Below are 17,968 nucleotides of genomic sequence, written 5' to 3' on the forward strand. Positions count from 1 at the left end.
TGGATCGTGGCGTCGGGTGGCCGGTGATCGCTGTAGTCCGGTTCGGGGGGCTGTGGATCGTGGTGCCGGGTGGCCGGTGATCGCTGTTGCCCGGTTCGGGGGGCTGTGGATCGTGGTGCCGGGTGGCCGGTGATCGCTGTTGCCCGGTTCAGGGGACTGTGGATCGCGGCGCCGGGCTGCTTGAGTGTGCTAGTCGTGGTGGTGGGTATCAAGGGCGCTTCGCGTCCCTTCGGGATCGAACAAGTTCGACCCTTGACACCCACCACCACGACCAGGGAAGGACGCAGCTGTCCCGGAGCCGCTCGGAAGTACGGCAACGATGGACAGGGTCACCACCAACGCCCGGCGCCCCCGTATTGCAGCCGAGGACGAGCGCGGCCGGAGACGAGCACGGCCGGGAACGAGCACAGCCGGGGACGAGCGCGGCCGGTCCCGTTGCGTGGCTCGACAGACCCGTTTCGCGGCTCAACCCCGGCGCCGTTACGCGGCTCGACCACGGTCCGTTGCATGGCTCGACCCCGGCCCCGTTGCGTGGCTTGACCCCGGCCCGCCCTCCGCTGTCCTGAAATCACCGTGCTGAACCGGTTTGGGGAGGATTCTCTGCGGGGGTGGGGAGGAAAGTCGGCCGGTTTGGGGGTAAGAACCGCCCCAACCCCGGTTGGCCACCCTCGCCATGACCACCGACAGCACCGGCCCGACCAGCGCCGGCCCGACCAGGGCCGGCCCACCAGCGCCGGCCCGACCAGGACCGGCCCAACCAGGACCGGCCTCACCAGGACCGGCCCGACCAGGACCGGCCCGACCAGGACCGGCCCCACCAGGACCGGCCCGACCAGGACCGGCCCCACCAGGACCGGCCCGACCAGGACCGGCCCCACCAGGACCGGCCCCATCAGGACCGGCCCACCAGCGCTGGCCCCACCAGGACTGGCCTTACCAGACTGGCCCCACCAGGACTGGCCTCACCAGCGCCGGCCTCACCGGGACCGGGCTTACCAGGGTGCTGTGGTTGCGACGGATGGGGGAGTGGACCGCCAGGCAGGCACAAACTCGGCGCGCTGGTCCGACGCGCCGGGGTGAGCGGTTGCTGCGGCGGGTTGGGTATGCGTGGGGAGGCGGCTCTTGCCTTTGGCAGCTGCTTGGAGGCGGCCGGATCTGGGGGGATGGGCGGGTGGTGGGTGAGGGGTCAGGCTGATTCGCGGATGATGAGTTCGGTGGGGAGGATGACGGAGTCGGCGGAGCCGTTGGCCAGGAGGTTGAGCAGTAGGCGGACTGTGCTTGCTGCTTGTTCGCCCATGGGGCTGCGGACTGTGGTGAGTGGGGGAGCGGTGTAGAGGGCGGCTTCGATGTCGTCGAAGCCGACTACTGCTACGTCGTCGGGGACTCGGCGGCCGGACTCGCGGAGGGTGCGGAGGGCGCCGATCGCCATCAGGTCGTTGGCGGCGAAGACCGCGTCCAGGTGCGGATCGTCCTGCAGGAGTTGGCGCATCGCGTCCGCGCCGGAGATACGGGTGAAGTCGCCCAGGGCGACGATCGAGCGGCGGTCGGTGTCTTGCAGGGCTTGGCGATACGCGTTCAGACGCTCTTGCGCGGCTTGCATGTCGAGGGGGCCGGAGATGGTGGCGATCCGTTGGCGGCCCTGGTCGAGGAGGTGCTGGACGGCTCTGGTCGCACCACCGACGTTGTCGTTGTCGACGTACGGCATCAAACCCGGTGTGGCGAGGCGGCCGTGTGAGACGACCGGCAGGCCGGTGCGAGCCAGTACTGCGGGCAGCGGGTCCGAACCGTCCATCGACACCAGCATCGCGCCGTCCACATGACCCGCTGCCAGGTACTGCTCGACTCGCAACCGGCTCTCGGCCGACCCGGCCAGGACGAGCGACACCTGCTTGCCCGCCGCCTCCAGCGCACGCGACGCCGCCCGGACGACCATCGCGAACATCGGGTCGTCCGACACCAGCCCGGCCGGCGGATCGGAGACGATGATCGCGATCGTGTTGGTCTTCTGGGTGACCAGATTGCGCGCCGCCCCGTTCGGCACGTAGCCGAGCTCGGTCACCGCGGCCATCACGATCTGCCGGATCTCCGGCGCGACCGTCGGCTCGCCGTTGATCACCCGGGAGACGCTGGACTTCGACACCCCGGCCCGGGCCGCCACGGCATGCAGGGTCGGTCGTCGCACGCAGTACCCCCTCAGGTCTGGGGGAGCGCTCCCCACGACTGAGCATCCCGGCGGTTCCGGAACCTTGTCAAGGCGTACCTCCGTGTTACGCCAAGGTTGCTTCCAGGTGACCGCGAAGTCTTGACACCGTTCCCTCAGCACGGTTTTCTCAGACTCAGGGAACGTTCCCCCGCCCCGAAGCTTCGAGGAACCACAGTTCGACTGCGCAGTTCATCGTCCCGCCCCAGGAGATGCCCATGCCGTCCCTTTCCCCGCCCCTGCCCAGAACCCGAGCGCCCAGAAGCAGAGCGCGCCTCAAGATCGCAGCCCTGCTGGCGATCGCGACCAGCTTCGTCGTCGCGCTGATCGTCAGCCCACCCGCCGGCGCCGCCGACACCTTGCTGTCCCAAGGCAAGACCGCCACCGCCTCCTCGACAGAGAACGCCGTCTTCCCAGCCTCGTCAGCAGTAGACGGTGATCAAGGCACCCGCTGGTCGAGCGCCCACGGCGTCGACCCGCAGTGGATCCAGATCGACCTCGGCCAGACCGCCACCGTCAACCAGGTCGTCCTCAACTGGGAGACCGCAGCCGCGAAGGCCTTCCAACTCCAGGTCTCCGCCGACGGCTCTAACTGGAGCAACATCTACACGACCACCACGAGCACCGGCGGCAACCAGACCCTGACGGTCTCCGGCTCCGGCCGGTACGTCCGGATGCTCGGCACCCAGCGCACCACCCAGTGGGGCTACTCGCTCTGGGAGTTCAAGGTCTTCGGCACGACGGGTGGCACCGGCCCCGGCCCGGGCAGCAAGCTGCTCTCGTACGGCAAGACCGGAGCCGCCTCGTCGCAGCAGAACGACGGCAACTGCTGGGAGTGCACCCCGGCTCGCGCGTTCGACCTCGATCCGGCCAGCCGGTGGGCGACCACGACCGACAGCGGCTGGGTCGACCCGGGCTGGATCTCGGTCGACCTCGGCGCGACCGCCCAGATCGACAAGGTGATCCTGCAATGGGATCCCGCCTCGGCGAAGTCATACCAGATCCAGGTCTCCAACGACAACGTCAACTGGAACCCGATCTACACCACCACGAACGGCCCAGGCTTCAAGGAGACGCTCAACATCTCCGGCACCGGCCGGTACGTCCGGATGTACGGCACACAGCGCAATACGCCGTACGGGTACTCGCTGTGGGAGTTCCAGGTCTATGGCACCGGTGGCGCACCCACCACACCGCCGACCCCGCCGGCCGACCCCGCGAACCCGCCGCAGCTGATCTGGTCCGACGAGTTCAACGGCGCCTCCGGTACGAAGCCTGACATCAACAAATGGCGCGCTGATCCGGGCAACGGCCAGAACGGCGAGCTGCAGGTCTACACCAACCACAACAACACGCAGATGGACGGCGCTGGCCACCTGGTGCTGGAGGCGCGTCGCGAGGTCACGCCGGGTTCGGCCTGCCCGATCGACCCGGTCACCGGCAGCGGCACCTGCCAGTACACGTCCGCCCGGATGAACACCGGCACCAAGTTCGACACGACGTACGGCAAGATCGAGGCGCGGATCCAGGTGCCGAAGGGCAACGGGCTGTGGCCCGCGTTCTGGATGATGGGCTCGGACTTCCTGACCGGCCGGCCGTGGCCCTACAACGGCGAGATCGACATCATGGAGATCCTCGGCCGCGAGACCACCAAGGCCTACTCGACGCTGCACGCTCCGGCGTACAACGGCGCCGGCGGGTACGGCGGTTCGTACGGGCTGCCGGGTGGGGCCGACTTCTCGGCCGGCTTCCACACCTGGACGATGCTCTGGAACAGCACGAGCATCACCTACCAGGTCGACGGCACCACGGTGTTCGTCGTCGACAAGGCCCAGCTCGAGGCCACCCGAGGGCCGTGGATCTACGACCACCCGTTCTACCTGATCCTCAACCTGGCCGTCGGCGGCGACTTCCCCGGCCCGCCCAACGCCGCAACGCCGTTCCCGGCTCGCATGCTTGTCGACTACGTACGGGTGTACCGATGAGGCGCGCGCGGTTGGGCACGCTGTTCGTAGGGCTGCTCGCATTGTTCGGCGCCTACCTGGTGACGACCGGACAGCCCGCGCAGGCAGCCGAAACGCTCTTGTCCCAAGGGCGTCCGACGCTGGCTTCCTCGGTGGAGAGCGCAGCCTTCCCGGCCGCTGCCGCTGTCGATGGTGACAACGGCACGCGGTGGGCCAGCAGCTTCGCCGACAACCAGTGGCTTCAGGTCGACCTGGGTTCGTCGCAGGCCGTCAACCGGGTCCTGTTGCGCTGGGAAGCGGCGTACGCGCGTGGGTTCCAGATTCAGACGTCCGACAACGGCACCAGCTGGACCACGATCCAGACCACCACGAACGGCACCGGCGGCGAGCAGAATCTCGTTGTCAACGGCAACGGCCGGTACGTGCGGATCCTGGTCACCCAGCGCGCGACCCAGTGGGGCGCCTCGCTGTTCGAGTTCCAGGTGTACGGCGGTACGCCGGGTGGCGGCCCGATCGTCCGGGTCGCCGAGTTCCTGGCCGACTGCGCGTACACGCACCGGCTGCCGGACGATCCGATCGTGTTCCCGAACATGCCGGGCGCCTCGCACATGCACAGCTTCTTCGGTGCGACGGTGACGAACGCCAACACGACGGTCGACGACCTGGTCAACTCGCCGACCACCTGCAACCCGGCGGAGGACAAGTCGTCGTACTGGGTGCCCACCCTGTACGTGAACAACCAGCCGGTCGAGCCGACCGGGACGACGTTCTACTACCTGGGCGAGGGCGTCCGGGACGACGTCATCGCAACGACTCAGCCGCTGCCGTTCGGGCTGCGGATCGTGGCCGGGAACGCGAAGGCGGCCGGGCCGAACGACAACACCATCTCCCGCTGGTCCTGCCTGCACGCCGGTGACGCCGGTTCGGGGCACGACTTCATCAACTGTCCGGCCGGCACGATGCTCGAGTCCTACCTGGACTTCCCGCAGTGCTGGAACGGGCGCGACCTCGACTCGCCGGACCACAAGAGCCACATGGCCTACCCGGTCAACGGCGAATGCCCGGCCAGCCATCCGGTGCCGGTACCGAAGCTTCGCCAGGTACTCCGGTACCCGGTGAACGGCCCGACGGCCGGCTTCCGGCTCGCTTCGGGTGGCGGCTTCACCATGCACGGTGACTTCTTCAACGCTTGGCCGCCGGCCGAGATGGAGCGCCGCGTCAACGACTGCATCCGTCCGATCATCAAGTGCGGGGCCAACGGGCGCCCGTAACAATCCCTCGACTGCCGGGCGGGTCCCCCGTCCCAGGACCCGCCCGGCCGCTGTTCGTAGTACCCGGATCTCTGCTTTGCTGGTGGGGAGCTCTCCACCGCCCCCGTTTGTACGAGGAGTTCACCTCATGAAGGCTCTCGCCTGTGCTGTATTACTCGTGGCCGCCCTGACCGGCTGTGGCTCCTCAGCCGCCAGTACGCCGCCCGCGGCCGCACCGCCGCCGACCGTCAGCAAGTTCGCGGTCAACCCGTCGTTCAACGCGACCGACCTGGCCTGGATCGAGCTGATGATCCCGATGGACGACCAGCTCATCCGCGTCCTCGGAATGGCGCAGAAGCAGGCCGCCGACCCCGCGGTACGGACGTTCGCGACCCAGGTGAGCAGCGGCCACAAGACCGAGGTCGCCCAGTTCGTTGCCCTGCGCACCCGCGCCAACTGGCCGGCGAAGAACCCGCACGAGGGCCATGACATGCCGGGCATGATGACCGAACCCGAGATCGTCACCCTGGGCAAGACCAAGGGTGCCGCCTTCGACCAGCTCTTCGAGAAGAACCTCAAGGAGCATCTCGACCAGTCGATCGTGCTGGCCCGCAGCATCACCACCGACGGCAAGGACGCCGAGACGAAGAAGCTGGCCGCCTCGATCATGACGAGCCGGGCCGCCCAGCTGAAGCAGCTCGCCGCGCTCTGACTAAAGTACTGAGGTGAAGATCGTCGACGCCTCAGTCATCGTCACCAGCCCCGGCCGCAACTTCGTCACGTTGCGGATCACCACCGACGACGGCGTGACCGGGCTGGGGGATGCCACCCTCAACGGCCGCGAGCTCGCGGTGGTGGGCTACCTGCGCGACCATGTCGCGCCGCTGCTCATCGGGCTCGATCCGCACAAGATCGAGGACACCTGGCAGTCGCTCTACCGCGGTGCGTACTGGCGGCGCGGGCCGGTCACGATGGCGGCGATCGCTGCGGTCGACGTGGCGTTGTGGGACATCAAGGCCAAGGTCGCGAACCTGCCGCTGTACCAGCTGCTCGGTGGGGCGAGTCGCGATCGCGTACGGACGTACGGGCATGCCAGCGGGCGCGACGTACCGGAGCTGTTCGACTCGGTGCGGGCGCGGCTCGAGCAAGGCTACAAGTCGATCCGGATCCAGACCGGAATCCCTGGCCTGCAACGGGTCTACGGTGTCGGCGGTTCGCCGGACGTCGCTCCGGACGGGTGGGTGCGACCGCTCGTCGAGGACTGGGACACGGCTGCTTATCTGCGGCACATGCCGACGGTCTTCGAGGCGGTTCGCAACGAATTCGGTCCCGAGCTGCCACTGCTGCACGACGCGCATCACCGGCTCACGCCGCAGCAGGCCGCTCGATTCGGCAAGGACCTGGAGCCGTACGACCTGTTCTGGCTCGAGGACTGCACGCCCGCCGAGAACCAGGAGGGGCTGCGACTGGTCCGCAGCCACACCACGACGCCGCTGGCGATCGGCGAGGTCTTCAACACCGTCTTCGACTTCCGGACGCTGGTGAACGAGCAGCTCATCGACTACGTCCGCGCCGCGGTCACCCACTTCGGCGGCGTCTCGCCGATCAAGAAGCTCTTCGACTTCGCCGCCCAGCAGCAGATCAAGAGCGCCATCCACGGGCCGGAGGACATCTCCCCGGTCGGGATGGCCGCCGCGATCCACCTCGATCTGGCGATCCACAACTTCGGCATCCAGGAGTACGCCGGCTACACCGCTGCCACCGAGGAGGTGTTCCGTCACGCCTACACGTTCACGGACGGCCATCTCCACCCCGGCGAGGCTCCGGGCCTGGGTGTAGAACTGGACGATGAGCTGGCCGCCGCTCATCCCTACGCCCCGGCGTACCTCCCCGTGAACCGCCTGGCCGACGGCACAGTCCACGACTGGTGATCAGGCCCTGACGAGATCGGCGTAGTCCGGGAGCTGGAGCGATCCGAGCGCCTTGCCGATGCCATTCTGGGCCCAGATCAGGCGCTGCAATCCGGTCGGCAGATGGGGGAGTACCGCGAACGCCAGCGGTACCGCCCGCATCGCCAGTGGGCCGCCCGGGATGAGGGTCTTCATCACCTTCGGCGCGAGCGCTCGGCTCGCGTCGACGGACTGCCGGATCATGCGCTCGTAGTTGCGCAAGCCCGACGGCAGGTCGCTGCGAGCTGCCGCCAGCTCGCCCGCGAGCACGTACGCCGCGATGACGGCGAGGCTGGTACCACCGCCGACCGCCGGTCCTGGGCAGTAGCCCGCGTCGCCGACCAGCCCGATCCGGCCCTTCTGCCAGGTGTCGAGAGTGATCTGAGCGATCGAGTCGAAGTAGAAGTCGCCGGCCGCGTCGAGGTGCTTCAGCAGCCGCGGTACTTCCCAGCCGTACTCACGGAACTCGTCGGCGAGCAGTTGCTTCTGCTGGTCCTTGTCGCGGTAGTCATACCGCAGCTCCGACGCGCTGTGGAACATGAACGCGGCCCGGGCCTGGCCGGTCTGGTGCACTCCGTAGAGGCCGATGAGCCGGCCGATCTTCATGTGGGTGAGCATCCGGTTGCCCAGTTGGAGCTCGTCGGGCATGGAGTAGACGGCGAGGTAGCCGCCGAGCGGACGCTGCATCGACTCCTCGGGCCCGAACGCGAGCCGGCGGACGGTGGAGTGCATCCCGTCCGCGCCGATGACGAGGTCGAACCGACGGGGTTCCCCGTGCTCGAAGGTGACGTCGACGCCGGTGCCGTCGTCGGCCAGGGTGGCGATCGAGTCGCCGAAGAGGTATTCCACTCGGTCGCGCGTGGCGTCGTACAGGAGTCTGGTGAGTTCGCCGCGGAGGATCTCGACGTGCCGGTCGGAGATGCCCGCGTTGAGCCGGTCCAGATCGACGTCGATCGGGCGCTTGCCGTCGCGGTAGAGGGTCAGCTGCTGGATCCGGGTGCGGGCCTCCCGGATGGCGTCGCCGAGGCCCATCCGCTCGGCGACCTCGACGGCGTTGCTGAACAAGTCGACGGCATGACCGCCGAGCCCGTGCCGCAGTTCCGGGGTCCGCTCGACCACCGTCGGCTCGAATCCGTACCGCTCCAGCCAGTACGCGAGCACCGGGCCCGCCACACTTGCCCCTGAGATCAGTACCTTCATCACGACCGCCTCCCGCCCGAAAGTTTGTTTACTTAACGGAAGGTAAGCTAACGTCATGCCAAGAGCAAGGAGTGGCGACACCAAAGCCCGGATCCAGGCCGCGGCGCTGGAGCTGTTTGCCGAGAAGGGCACGCAGCAGACCAGCCTGCGCGACATCGCGGACCGGCTCGGCGTCACCAAGCCCGCGCTCTACTACCACTTCGCCTCGCGCGACGAGCTGGTCCGCAGCCTGGTCCAGCCGATGAAAGAGGCCTTCGACGAGTACGTCGACGCGCAGGAGGCGGCCGCGCCGGTCGAGGCGCGGGAGCTGTTGTCGTCGTACTTCGATCTGGCGTACGAGCACCGGGGGCTGATCCAGCTCGCGATCAACGACCTCACCGTGCTGCAGGAGACGGGTCTCGCGCAGCGGTTCGTGGACTGGCGGACCCGGCTGATCGCGCTGATCATCGGGGACGACCCGCCGCTGAGCGAGCAGGTCCGGGGGATGGTTGCCTTCGGCGGGCTGTCCGACTGCGCGGTGATGTTCGACCACGTCGACCGTTCGGAGCTCAAGCAGGCGTCGGTCGACGCGGCCTACGACACCTTGAAGCCTTAGCTGTTGGCGATGCGGGAGACCGCGAAGAGCAGGATGACCAGGACCGAGAAGATCCGCATGCCGCGGGCGCCGGTGCTGACCACCGGCCAGGAGAGGAAGCCGAGCCAGGCGAGCAGCAGGGCCAGCAGGATCAGGGCGGGGATGCCGACGCTGACCGGGGCGAAGACGCCGATCAGGGCGAGGACCAGGGTGATGCCCGGCAGGGTCAGCTTCGGCATGGCGTGCAGCCGGGCCACGATCGGGTAGCTGGCCTTGGTGATCCGTGCCCGGAGCGGGCTGACCGGCTGACTGCTGGGTGTGCTGCTCATTCGGCCATTGTTCCAGGTCGGCAGAGCAGGGCCGTTCGAGTAGGGCCAGCGGACGGTGACCCGGCGTGACGCCGTACGCTGTCGCGGGTGTTCGTGGTGATCAGGTTCCGGGTCGAACAGACCGCGCAACCGGAGTTCATTGGCCGGCTGGAGACCGCTGTCGAGGTGCTGTCGCGGCAGAAGGGCTTCGTGGCGGCCAGGACCGGGCGGAACGCCGACGATCCCGAGCTGCTCGCGCTGAGTATGGAGTGGGTGAACATCGGCAGCTACCGCCGCGCGCTCTCGCCGTACGAGGTGAAGCTGGCGGCCGTACCGCTGCTGTCGCAGGCAATCGACGAGCCCTCCGCCTATGACGATCTCGGGGAATTCGCACCGCACCGCTGACCCGATAGCCTTGACCTTTGCCGTACCACCAATCTGGAGTCGAAAAGTGCCCGTGGATACCGTCGATGCCGTCGTCAGCCTCAGTAAGCGGAGAGGCTTCGTCTACCCGTGCGGCGAGATCTACGGCGGTACCAAGTCGGCGTGGGACTACGGCCCGCTCGGCGTCGAGCTGAAGAACAACGTCCGGACCCAGTGGTGGCGCTCGATGGTGACGAGCCGCGACGACATCGTCGGGCTGGACTCCTCGGTGATCCTGCCGACCCGGGTCTGGGAGGCGTCCGGCCACCTGCAGGAGTTCGTCGACCCGCTGACCGAGTGCCAGTCGTGCCACAAGCGGTTCCGCGACGACCACCTGCGCGAGGACTTCGCCCGGCGCAAGAACAAGGACGCCGACGACGTCAAGCTCGACGAGATCTCCTGCCCGAACTGCGGCAACAAGGGCACCTTCACCGAGCCGCGGATGTTCAACGGCCTGCTGAAGACGTACCTCGGCCCGGTCGAGTCCGAGGAAGGCCTGCACTACCTGCGGCCGGAGACGGCGCAGGGCATCTTCATCAACTTCGCCAACGTGATGGGCACGGCGCGGAAGAAGCCGCCGTTCGGCATCGCCCAGGTCGGCAAGAGCTTCCGCAACGAGATCACCCCGGGCAACTTCATCTTCCGGACCCGCGAGTTCGAGCAGATGGAGATGGAGTTCTTCGTCGCGCCCGGCTCGGACGAGGAGTGGCACGAGTACTGGCTGAAGGCGCGCTGGGACTGGTACACCGGCCTCGGGCTGAACCCGGACAACATGCGGCTGTACGAGCACCCGAAGGAGAAGCTGAGCCACTACTCGAAGCGCACCGTCGACATCGAGTACAAGTTCCACTTCGGCGGCAAGGAGTTCGACGAGCTCGAGGGGATCGCGAACCGGACCGACTTCGACCTGTCCACGCACTCCAAGCACTCCGGCGTCGACCTGTCCTACTTCGACCAGGAGAAGGGCGAGCGCTGGACGCCGTACGTGATCGAGCCGGCCGCCGGGCTGACCCGCAACGTGCTCGCCTTCCTGCTCGACGCCTACACCGAGGACGAGGCGCCGAACGCCAAGGGCGGCGTGGACAAGCGGACGGTACTGCGCTTCGACCCGCGGCTCGCTCCGGTGAAGGCGGCCGTGCTGCCGCTGTCCCGCAACGCCGACCTGTCCCCGAAGGCGAAGGACCTGGCCGGCGAGCTGCGGAAGAACTGGAACGTCGACTTCGACGACGCCGGCGCGATCGGCCGTCGCTACCGCCGCCAGGACGAGATCGGTACGCCGTACTGCATCACCGTCGACTTCGACACCCTCGAGGACCAGGCGGTGACGATCCGCGAGCGCGACTCGATGAAGCAGGAGCGGGTCGCCCTGACCGAGGTGACCGGCTACCTGGCGCAGCGTCTGGTGGGCTGCTGACGATGCCTGCTCTGTCGCTGCGGGGGATCATGACGCCCAGCCGGACCAAGTTCGGCGTGGCCGTCTTCGGGCTGAGCGCGTTGCTGGTCTTCCTGGTGGCAGGCTGCTCGGACAGCGCGCCGGATGCTGGTAGCACCCCTTCGGCGACTGGCTCTTCGGGGCCATCCTCGGCTGCGCCGATCCCGACCGCGTCGAAGCCGACGCTGACACCGCTGCCGGTTCCCTCGAAGCCCTGGCCGACGCCGTCGGTGAAGGGTGAGCCGGCCTCGGACGCACCGCTGGCCCAGCGGATCCGTTTCGCGATCTCGAAGCAGGCGCAGATCACGGCCGGTCGCGCCGCTACGACGACGGTGAACTGCCCGGGGATCGACAAGGCCGAGACGGCCGGCAAGCACACGCTGACCTGCACGGTGACGTACGCGGGCAAGTCGTACACGGGTCAGCTGACGGTCGACGCCAAGCAGTACTCGGCCTCGTACAAGTTCACCTCCGACTCGGTCGCGATCGTTCGGGCGAAGGTCGTCGACGCTGTGCTGCGGACGGTGCCGGGTGCCGCGAAGGTGACTTGCACGATGGACGACGTCGCGGTCGTGAAGCACACGGCCGATGGCATCGCCTGTGACGTGACGACGACGGCGAACGCAGTACAGCCCTACAAGGCGCAGATCTCCGGCAACGGCCAGGTGCTGGTGGCGAAGGCCTGATGCTGAAGCTCGGTGACCTGACGATCGACACGCCTGTGGTGCTCGCGCCGATGGCGGGCATCACCAACGCGGCGTACCGGCGGTTGTGTGCCGAGCAGGGCGCCGGGCTGTACGTGTGCGAGATGATCACGTCGCGCGGGATCGTCGAGGGCGACCAGAAGAGTCTGGACATGCTCACCTTCGACGAGCTCGAGACGGTGCGGTCGGTGCAGTTGTACGGCGTCGATCCGGTGTACGTCGGGCGCGCGGTGGAGCTGTTGTGCTCGGAGTACGGGGTGGCGCATGTCGACCTCAACTTCGGCTGCCCGGTGCCGAAGGTGACGCGCAAAGGTGGTGGCGGAGCCCTTCCCTGGAAGCGGAATCTGCTCGGCGCGATCCTGCGGGCAGCGGTGAAGGCGGCTGAGCCGTACGGGATCCCGGTCACGATGAAGACGCGGATCGGGATCGACTCCGCGCACCAGACGTATCTCGACGCGGGCAAGATCGCCGAGGAGTCGGGCGCGGCCGCGATCGGGCTGCACGGCCGTACCGTGGCGCAGGCGTACTCCGGCCAGGCCGACTGGACCAAGATCGCCGAACTCGTCGAGCACGTGAACATCCCGGTCCTGGGCAACGGCGACATCTGGGAGGCGTCCGACGCGCTCCGGATGGTCGCCGAAACAGGCTGCGCCGGCGTCATCGTCGGCCGCGGCTGCCTCGGCCGCCCCTGGCTGTTCCGCGACCTGGCCGTCGCCTTCGCCGGCGGCGAAGCCCTGAACCTGCCGACCCTCGGCGAGGTAGCCACCGTCATGCGCCGCCACGGCGAACTCCTGGCCGGCCTGATGGGCGAGGCCCGCGGCCTCCGCGACTTCCGCAAGCACGTCCCCTGGTACCTGAAGGGCTTCCCCGCCGGCGGCGAACTCCGAGCCGCCCTAGGCATGGTCGACTCCCTGACCCACCTGGACGAACTCCTCTCTCAGTTGGACCCCACCGCCCCCTTCCCAGTCCAAGAGCTGGGCTCCCCCCGAGGCCGCCAAGGCTCCCCCCGAGACCACGTAGTTCTCCCACACGGCTGGCTGGACGACACCGACGGCCTCAACACCGACCTGGCCGACGCCGAAATCGGAGTCTCCGGCGGCTGACCTCGGCCGGGTGTCTAGACCCCACCCGAACCATCTGCGGAGTGGCTCGGGTTGTCAGTCGAGTAGGGGGCCGGCCCAGCGCCAGTCGTGTTGGGGGCCTGGGTCTTGGTATTCGACTCGTTGGATGTCTTCGTCGTGGTCGCCGGCTCTTGCCCAGGCCAGGGCTGTGGCGTGGTCGGCGAAGTCGGCCTCTTCGACGACGGTGCCCATGGCGTCCAGGAAGCGGTAGGAGGTCATCTTCGGGATTGTCCTCCGCCCGCGTGGAGGGTCAAGACGATCGGGTGGCAGGTCGCCGCGGGATCGGTAGGAGTGATGGTTGCGGTGTGTGTGGGGTTGGTTACCGTGGGGCGAAGCGCTTGAGGGGCAAGGGTTCTCATGCTCGCGTGGGTGGCGTACGAGGTGGTATGACGGCGGGATGCAATTGCCTTCAGCACCCTTTCTTTCGGCTTTCGCGGAGCCGCTTTATCGGGCGGCGGTTGTGGGTGGGCGGATGAGCCTGGACACCCTGGCTGAGCGGGCTGGTGTCGAGCGGGGCGTCGCTGCGGACGAGGTGAAGGCGCTGGCCGCGGTTGGGCTGCTCGAGGTGAGTGACGAGGGGATCGAGGCGGTTGCGCCGCGGATTCCGTTGGAGCAGGTGGCGGCTGAGCATGCGCGGGCTGCTGATGCCACTCGGCAGATCGCCTCGGTGTTCGCCGGGATCTGGAGTGAGGTGGGCGACCGGTCGAGCTTCGTCGAGGTGATCGCGGACGAGGCGCGGTGCACGGTGGTCGAGACCAAGCTGATGGATGACACCGCCTCGACCGTCGACGGGTTGTGCATCGGGCCGGTTTCGCCGCGGCGGGTGCAGAGCGGGATGCGGATTCCGCGACCCGGTATCGCGGTCGGATTCCTGGCCGCGATGGAGCGTGGGGTGCGAGCGCGCGGGCTGTACGGCGTATCGGTGCTCGAGGACATCGAAGGACTCACCGCGGTTCAGCAGTGCATCGCGGTCGGCGAACAGGCGCGGGTCTTCGCCCAGGTACCGCTCAACCTGATGCTGTACGACGGCAAGCGCGCGATGTTGTCGGTGCCGGGCCAGAAAGGGGCGCGGCGGTCGCTCATCGTCGTCCACGAGTCCGGCCTGCTCGACTCCTTGATCAGCCTCTTCGAAGTCTTCTGGCAGATGGGAGTGCCGCTGTCGGCGGAGTCCCAGGTGGTCGACGCGCTGGATGGTCCGGGTTCGGACGAGCAGCAGTTGCTGTCCTACCTGGCGGCCGGTCTCACCGATGAGGCGATCGCCCGTGACCTGGGCGTGAGTGCTCGCACGGTCGGCCGGCGGATCGCCCGCCTCGAGGAGGTACTCGGAGCCCACAGCCGGTTCCAGCTGGCCACGCAGGCGAGCCGCCGGGGCTGGATCTGAGCTGACGCGGCAGCACCTCTCCGAGGCCGAAGCGCTCGAAGAGGTGCCACCGGCGAATCAGGTCAAGGTCACTCGGACACGGTGGCCGTGAAGGCGCCCGATCCGGAGTCGGACTTCACCACGAGCCGGTAGTTGCCGGCCGTGTTGTTGTAGGTGAACGACTCGTCCGGGTTCGGGGTGATGCCCTGGGCAACCGTCACCCAGGAGAATCCGGACTGCTTCTGCAGGTAGACGTCGAAGTCGCTACCGGTCGGCCCGTCGAGGCAGACCTTGAGCTGGCCGGCGTCGCTGTCGCTGAAGGCAGCGAACGTCTTGCTGCCGCCTGAGGTGAGGCTGCCGTTGTACGTGAGTGCGCCGGTGCAGGTCCCGCCACCGCCGCCGGAGACGACCCACGAGAACGACACGGTGCCCGTCTTGCCCGCGGCGTCAGTGACCTTCGCCGTCACCGTCGAGGTGGCGGCAGCGGTCGGCGTACCGGAGATGAGACCGGTTGAGGCGTTGACCGTGAGGCCCGCGGGGAGACCAGTCGCCGACCACGAGTACGGCGTGGTGCCGCCCGTCGCTGCGAGCTGCAGCGAGTCAGCGGTACCTGCCGTGCTCGTCTGCGCGCCGGGGTTGGTGACCGTCGGGGAGCCGGGGTCCGGGGTGCCCGTGCCACACGTCTCGGCCGTCGCCGCGACGGCGATGGCCGTGAACGCCTTCTCGACCGCTTGGCACTCGGCCGAGCCCTGGCCGTAGAGGTCCTTGGCGGACTTGATCGCGCCGGTCCGGGCGTCGGAGTACTTGCTCGAAGACGTCAGGTAGGTCGCCAGCGTGCGGTACCAGATCTTCTCGGCCTTCAGGTGACTGATGCCGGTCACGGCCGCGGCGCCGCCACACGTGGGCGAGTTGTAGCTGACCCCGTTGACCGTCTTGGCGCCCGAGCCCTCGGACAGTAGGTAGTACCAGTGGTTGAGCGGGCCCGAGGAGTAGTGCGGGTTGAGGCTTCCGAGCGTCGAGGACCAGCAGTCCTTCGACAGCCCGTCCTTGCTCGGCTTGTCCATGTAGCGCAGCGGCGAGCCGTTGCCGTTGATGTCGATCTCTTCACCGATGAAGTAGTCCGGTACGTCGTTCGGGTTGTTCACGTAGAACTCGACCGCGGTACCGAAGATGTCGGAGTTCGCCTCGTTGAGTCCGCCGGCCTCGCCGCTGTACACGAGTCCCGCGGTGTTCTCGGTGACGCCATGGCTCATCTCGTGCGCGGCGACGTCGATCTCGGTGAGCGGGGCAGCGTTCCCGGCGCCGTCGCCGTACGACATCTGGGTGCCGTCCCAGAACGCGTTGACCATCGCGTTGGCGAAGTGGACGCGCGAGCGGGCGCCGCGGCCGTCGTTCCAGATGCCGTTCCGGCCGAGCTGGGTCTTGTAGTACTCGAAGGTCTTCTGCGCGCCGTAGAGAGCGTCGACGGCGGCGGACGCGCGGTCAGAGTTCGACCCGGTGCCCCACTTGTCGTCGGCGTCGGTGAAGATGTCGCCGTCGGGGCCCTCACCGGTGTTGGGATCGCCCTGGTTGTGGACGTCGGTGGCGGTGTTGCCGGTCGCGTCCCGCATCTCGAAACCGCCGCCCGACTTCGCGGTGGTCTCGATGCTGACGTTGCCGGTGAAGATGCCGGTGCCGGTGCCGGTCTTGATCTCGTCGTCGGTCAGCAGCACGGCGCCGGTGGCGGCGTCGACGTAGGTGTGCAGCCGGGTCGGGACCTGGTTGGCGCGAAGGCCGGTGGTCAGTACGTCGTACGCCAGCTTGGGACCCTGGTCGGTCACCAGAACGACCAGTTCGTTGCCGACGGTCTTCTCGTCCTTGGTGGCCTGCGCCGTGGCGAGCCCCTTGGCCTGTGCGGCCGCCTTGGAGATCTTGGGGGTCCGCGAAGCGGGCGTGACGCTCTTGCGGCCGAGGTTGTACGTGACGTCGTCGACGACGCCCTTCGCGTCCTGGTGGGTGACCAGGTCACCACCGATGACGCGCAGCCCGTCGAGCGTGCGCTGGTACCGCACGTGCTTGGCGCCGTCCGCGTCCTCGATGACCGCCTTGACGGTCAGCTTCTCGCCCGATGTCAGACCCAGCGCGGAGGCACTCGCGGGGGCATGTGCCTGCGCGTCGGCAGCCAAGGAGCCTGGCTCGTGGGCGACGGCGCCCGGAGTGGTCTGGTCGGCGTGCGCCGCGAAGAAAGGCGTCATCACCAGCCCAGCGGCGAGGAGACCGCTGACGGCGGCCACCCTGGTCTTGGTTCGATTCACAACTGCTCCTTGGGGCGGGGGTCGACGGTCGGCCGACCTGTACTGCGCCGGTCGCGTCCGAGACGTCTCGGCCGCGGCGGCGTTTGGGTGCTCTGAGTTTGAGCAAGCCCCTGTACCAGCGGAAGGCATCTCGCTGTCGGAGATCGGCACCGCCGATTTAGGACATCACCCGGAGCGGAACGACATCGTTGAACTCGGTCAGCGCTTAGGCTCCTGTCATGGCGAGCAAGCCGGACGAGACGCGTGACGGAGTACCGCTGACCAACCTGGATCAGCCGCTGTTCGACGGGGCCGACGCGACCAAGCGGGATCTGGTCGACTACCTCGACGCGGTGCACGAGCAGATGCTGGTGGGGTTGGCGGAGCGGGCGTTGTCGGTGGTCCGGATTCGCCCGGGGCAGCCGTCGTTCATGCAGAAGAACGTGCCGAAGTACCCGCCGGAGTGGGTGCGGACGGTGCAGGTGTGGGCCGAGGCGTCGAAGCGTGAGGTGTCGTACGCCGTGTGTGACGACCGGCGGACGTTGCTGTGGTTCGCGAATCAGCGGGCGGTCGAGTACCACCCGGCGCTGATCCGGCTCGACCGGCCGGATCGGGTCACGCAGTTGGTACTGGACCTGGACCCGCCGGAAGGCGACGACACGTTCGCGCTGGCCGTGCAGGCGGCGCTGCTGGTCAAGCAGGCGCTGGCCAATCTCGGGCTGGACGGGGCGGTCAAGACGAGCGGTGCCAAGGGGGTGCACGTCTACGTACCGATCGACGACTCAGCCAGCATCGAGGATGCAGCCGCCGCGACCCGGGCGATCGCCGCCCGCGCGGCCCGAATCGACCCGGTGCTCGCGACCACGGCGTACGTGAAGGAAGAACGCCACGGCAAGGTCTTCATCGACTCCACCCGAGCCGGCGGCGCCACCGTCATCGCCGCCTACAGCCCCCGCATCCGCCCCGGTACCACGGTCTCCTTCCCCGTGGGCTGGGCCGACGTCGAGCAGGTCACCCCCAGGGACTTCACCGTGAAGACAGCACCCGGCCTACTCAAAACCTCCTGGCCGGACCAACTCCCCGCACCGCAAACCCTCCCCGCCGACCTGATTGCCGAAGGCCACGAAATCCCCATCGCCCGGGTAGTGGCCATGCACGAAGGCAAACGCCGCAAAGCCGCCGCCCGCAAGGCCGCCGAAGACAGCTGACG

The 17,968-nt window shown here is 68.1% G+C and carries 16 protein-coding genes; 11 read left to right on the top strand and 5 right to left on the bottom strand.

The window, feature by feature from the left end; translation table 11 throughout:
- Positions 1-1,186 precede the first annotated feature (1,186 nt).
- Entirely contained in the window at positions 1,187-2,182 is a 996-nt protein-coding gene (locus ABD116_RS28630; protein WP_343976967.1) for a LacI family DNA-binding transcriptional regulator, read from the bottom strand.
- A gap of 236 nt (positions 2,183-2,418) precedes the next feature.
- Here ABD116_RS28630 and ABD116_RS28635 point away from each other — a divergent pair, with 236 nt between their 5' ends.
- From ABD116_RS28635 to manD, 4 genes are all read left to right on the top strand, one after another.
- Complete coding sequence (locus ABD116_RS28635) at positions 2,419-4,185, top strand: discoidin domain-containing protein (RefSeq protein ID WP_343976970.1); 1,767 nt, start codon at positions 2,419-2,421, stop codon at positions 4,183-4,185.
- Positions 4,182-5,435, top strand: coding sequence for a DUF1996 domain-containing protein (locus ABD116_RS28640; protein WP_343976972.1), 1,254 nt, complete (start codon positions 4,182-4,184; stop codon positions 5,433-5,435). Before ABD116_RS28635 ends, ABD116_RS28640 begins: the two co-directional genes overlap by 4 nt.
- A gap of 127 nt (positions 5,436-5,562) precedes the next feature.
- Complete coding sequence (locus ABD116_RS28645; RefSeq protein ID WP_343976975.1) at positions 5,563-6,126, top strand: DUF305 domain-containing protein; 564 nt, start codon at positions 5,563-5,565, stop codon at positions 6,124-6,126.
- A 13-nt stretch (positions 6,127-6,139) separates the two neighbouring features.
- Positions 6,140-7,345, top strand: coding sequence for a D-mannonate dehydratase ManD (gene manD / locus ABD116_RS28650; protein ID WP_343976978.1), 1,206 nt, complete (start codon positions 6,140-6,142; stop codon positions 7,343-7,345).
- On the opposite strand, the gene ABD116_RS28655 is transcribed toward manD, so the two are convergent.
- On the bottom strand, positions 7,346-8,563 hold the full coding sequence (locus ABD116_RS28655) for an FAD-dependent monooxygenase (protein ID WP_343976981.1): 1,218 nt from the start codon (positions 8,561-8,563) through the stop codon (positions 7,346-7,348).
- Between the two features lie 55 nt (positions 8,564-8,618).
- Between ABD116_RS28655 and ABD116_RS28660 the strand changes: the two genes are divergently transcribed.
- Positions 8,619-9,158 (top strand): TetR/AcrR family transcriptional regulator, encoded by a 540-nt coding sequence (locus ABD116_RS28660; protein WP_343976984.1) that lies wholly within the window; start codon positions 8,619-8,621, stop codon positions 9,156-9,158.
- Here the strand turns inward: ABD116_RS28660 and ABD116_RS28665 are convergent.
- A complete protein-coding gene (locus tag ABD116_RS28665) occupies positions 9,155-9,466 on the bottom strand; it encodes a DUF6703 family protein (protein WP_343976987.1) in 312 nt (103 codons plus the stop codon). The genes ABD116_RS28660 and ABD116_RS28665 overlap by 4 nt on opposite strands.
- 87 nt (positions 9,467-9,553) lie before the next feature.
- Between ABD116_RS28665 and ABD116_RS28670 the strand changes: the two genes are divergently transcribed.
- From ABD116_RS28670 to dusB, 4 genes are read left to right on the top strand one after another with little or no spacing between them, the layout of a single operon-like run.
- On the top strand, positions 9,554-9,850 hold the full coding sequence (locus tag ABD116_RS28670; protein ID WP_343976990.1) for an antibiotic biosynthesis monooxygenase family protein: 297 nt from the start codon (positions 9,554-9,556) through the stop codon (positions 9,848-9,850).
- Between the two features lie 46 nt (positions 9,851-9,896).
- Positions 9,897-11,282 carry a glycine--tRNA ligase gene (locus ABD116_RS28675; RefSeq protein ID WP_343976993.1) on the top strand — a complete coding sequence of 462 codons (1,386 nt, stop codon included), beginning with the start codon at positions 9,897-9,899 and terminating at the stop codon, positions 11,280-11,282.
- Between the two features lie 2 nt (positions 11,283-11,284).
- Positions 11,285-11,986, top strand: a complete 702-nt coding sequence (locus ABD116_RS28680; protein ID WP_343976996.1) for a hypothetical protein — start codon at positions 11,285-11,287, stop codon at positions 11,984-11,986.
- Positions 11,986-13,107 carry a tRNA dihydrouridine synthase DusB gene (gene dusB, locus ABD116_RS28685; RefSeq protein WP_343976998.1) on the top strand — a complete coding sequence of 374 codons (1,122 nt, stop codon included), beginning with the start codon at positions 11,986-11,988 and terminating at the stop codon, positions 13,105-13,107. The genes ABD116_RS28680 and dusB overlap by 1 nt, the downstream gene beginning before the upstream one ends.
- Before the next feature lie 54 nt (positions 13,108-13,161).
- Here dusB and ABD116_RS28690 read toward each other — a convergent pair whose 3' ends face one another.
- Complete coding sequence (locus tag ABD116_RS28690) at positions 13,162-13,344, bottom strand: hypothetical protein (RefSeq protein WP_343977001.1); 183 nt, start codon at positions 13,342-13,344, stop codon at positions 13,162-13,164.
- Positions 13,345-13,597: 253 nt separating this feature from the next.
- Between ABD116_RS28690 and ABD116_RS28695 the strand changes: the two genes are divergently transcribed.
- The gene (locus tag ABD116_RS28695; RefSeq protein WP_343977004.1) at positions 13,598-14,506 is read left to right on the top strand and encodes a helix-turn-helix transcriptional regulator; all 909 of its coding nucleotides are present in this window, start codon (positions 13,598-13,600) and stop codon (positions 14,504-14,506) included.
- A 68-nt stretch (positions 14,507-14,574) separates the two neighbouring features.
- On the opposite strand, the gene ABD116_RS28700 is transcribed toward ABD116_RS28695, so the two are convergent.
- Entirely contained in the window at positions 14,575-16,779 is a 2,205-nt protein-coding gene (locus ABD116_RS28700) for a M4 family metallopeptidase (RefSeq protein ID WP_343977007.1), read from the bottom strand.
- Positions 16,780-16,997: 218 nt separating this feature from the next.
- Here ABD116_RS28700 and ligD point away from each other — a divergent pair, with 218 nt between their 5' ends.
- The gene (gene ligD / locus ABD116_RS28705; protein WP_343977010.1) at positions 16,998-17,966 is read left to right on the top strand and encodes a non-homologous end-joining DNA ligase; all 969 of its coding nucleotides are present in this window, start codon (positions 16,998-17,000) and stop codon (positions 17,964-17,966) included.
- The last annotated feature ends 2 nt before the right edge of the window (positions 17,967-17,968 follow it).

Source organism: Kribbella koreensis, assembly GCF_039525325.1.
Taxonomy (GTDB): Bacteria; Actinomycetota; Actinomycetes; order Propionibacteriales; family Kribbellaceae; genus Kribbella; species Kribbella koreensis.

What these genes read in the sequence shown, in the direction of transcription:
- ABD116_RS28635 (WP_343976970.1), top strand. Translation starts at nt 2,419, where the DNA reads ATGCCGTCCCTTTCCCCGCCCCTGCCCAGAACCCGAGCGCCCAGAAGC.
- ABD116_RS28640 (WP_343976972.1), top strand. Translation starts at nt 4,182, where the DNA reads ATGAGGCGCGCGCGGTTGGGCACGCTGTTCGTAGGGCTGCTCGCATTG.
- ABD116_RS28645 (WP_343976975.1), top strand. Translation starts at nt 5,563, where the DNA reads ATGAAGGCTCTCGCCTGTGCTGTATTACTCGTGGCCGCCCTGACCGGC.
- ABD116_RS28655 (WP_343976981.1), bottom strand. Translation starts at nt 8,563, where the DNA reads ATGAAGGTACTGATCTCAGGGGCAAGTGTGGCGGGCCCGGTGCTCGCG.
- ABD116_RS28660 (WP_343976984.1), top strand. Translation starts at nt 8,619, where the DNA reads ATGCCAAGAGCAAGGAGTGGCGACACCAAAGCCCGGATCCAGGCCGCG.
- ABD116_RS28665 (WP_343976987.1), bottom strand. Translation starts at nt 9,466, where the DNA reads ATGAGCAGCACACCCAGCAGTCAGCCGGTCAGCCCGCTCCGGGCACGG.
- ABD116_RS28680 (WP_343976996.1), top strand. Translation starts at nt 11,285, where the DNA reads ATGCCTGCTCTGTCGCTGCGGGGGATCATGACGCCCAGCCGGACCAAG.
- dusB (WP_343976998.1), top strand. Translation starts at nt 11,986, where the DNA reads ATGCTGAAGCTCGGTGACCTGACGATCGACACGCCTGTGGTGCTCGCG.
- ABD116_RS28690 (WP_343977001.1), bottom strand. Translation starts at nt 13,344, where the DNA reads ATGACCTCCTACCGCTTCCTGGACGCCATGGGCACCGTCGTCGAAGAG.
- ABD116_RS28695 (WP_343977004.1), top strand. Translation starts at nt 13,598, where the DNA reads ATGAGCCTGGACACCCTGGCTGAGCGGGCTGGTGTCGAGCGGGGCGTC.
- ligD (WP_343977010.1), top strand. Translation starts at nt 16,998, where the DNA reads ATGGCGAGCAAGCCGGACGAGACGCGTGACGGAGTACCGCTGACCAAC.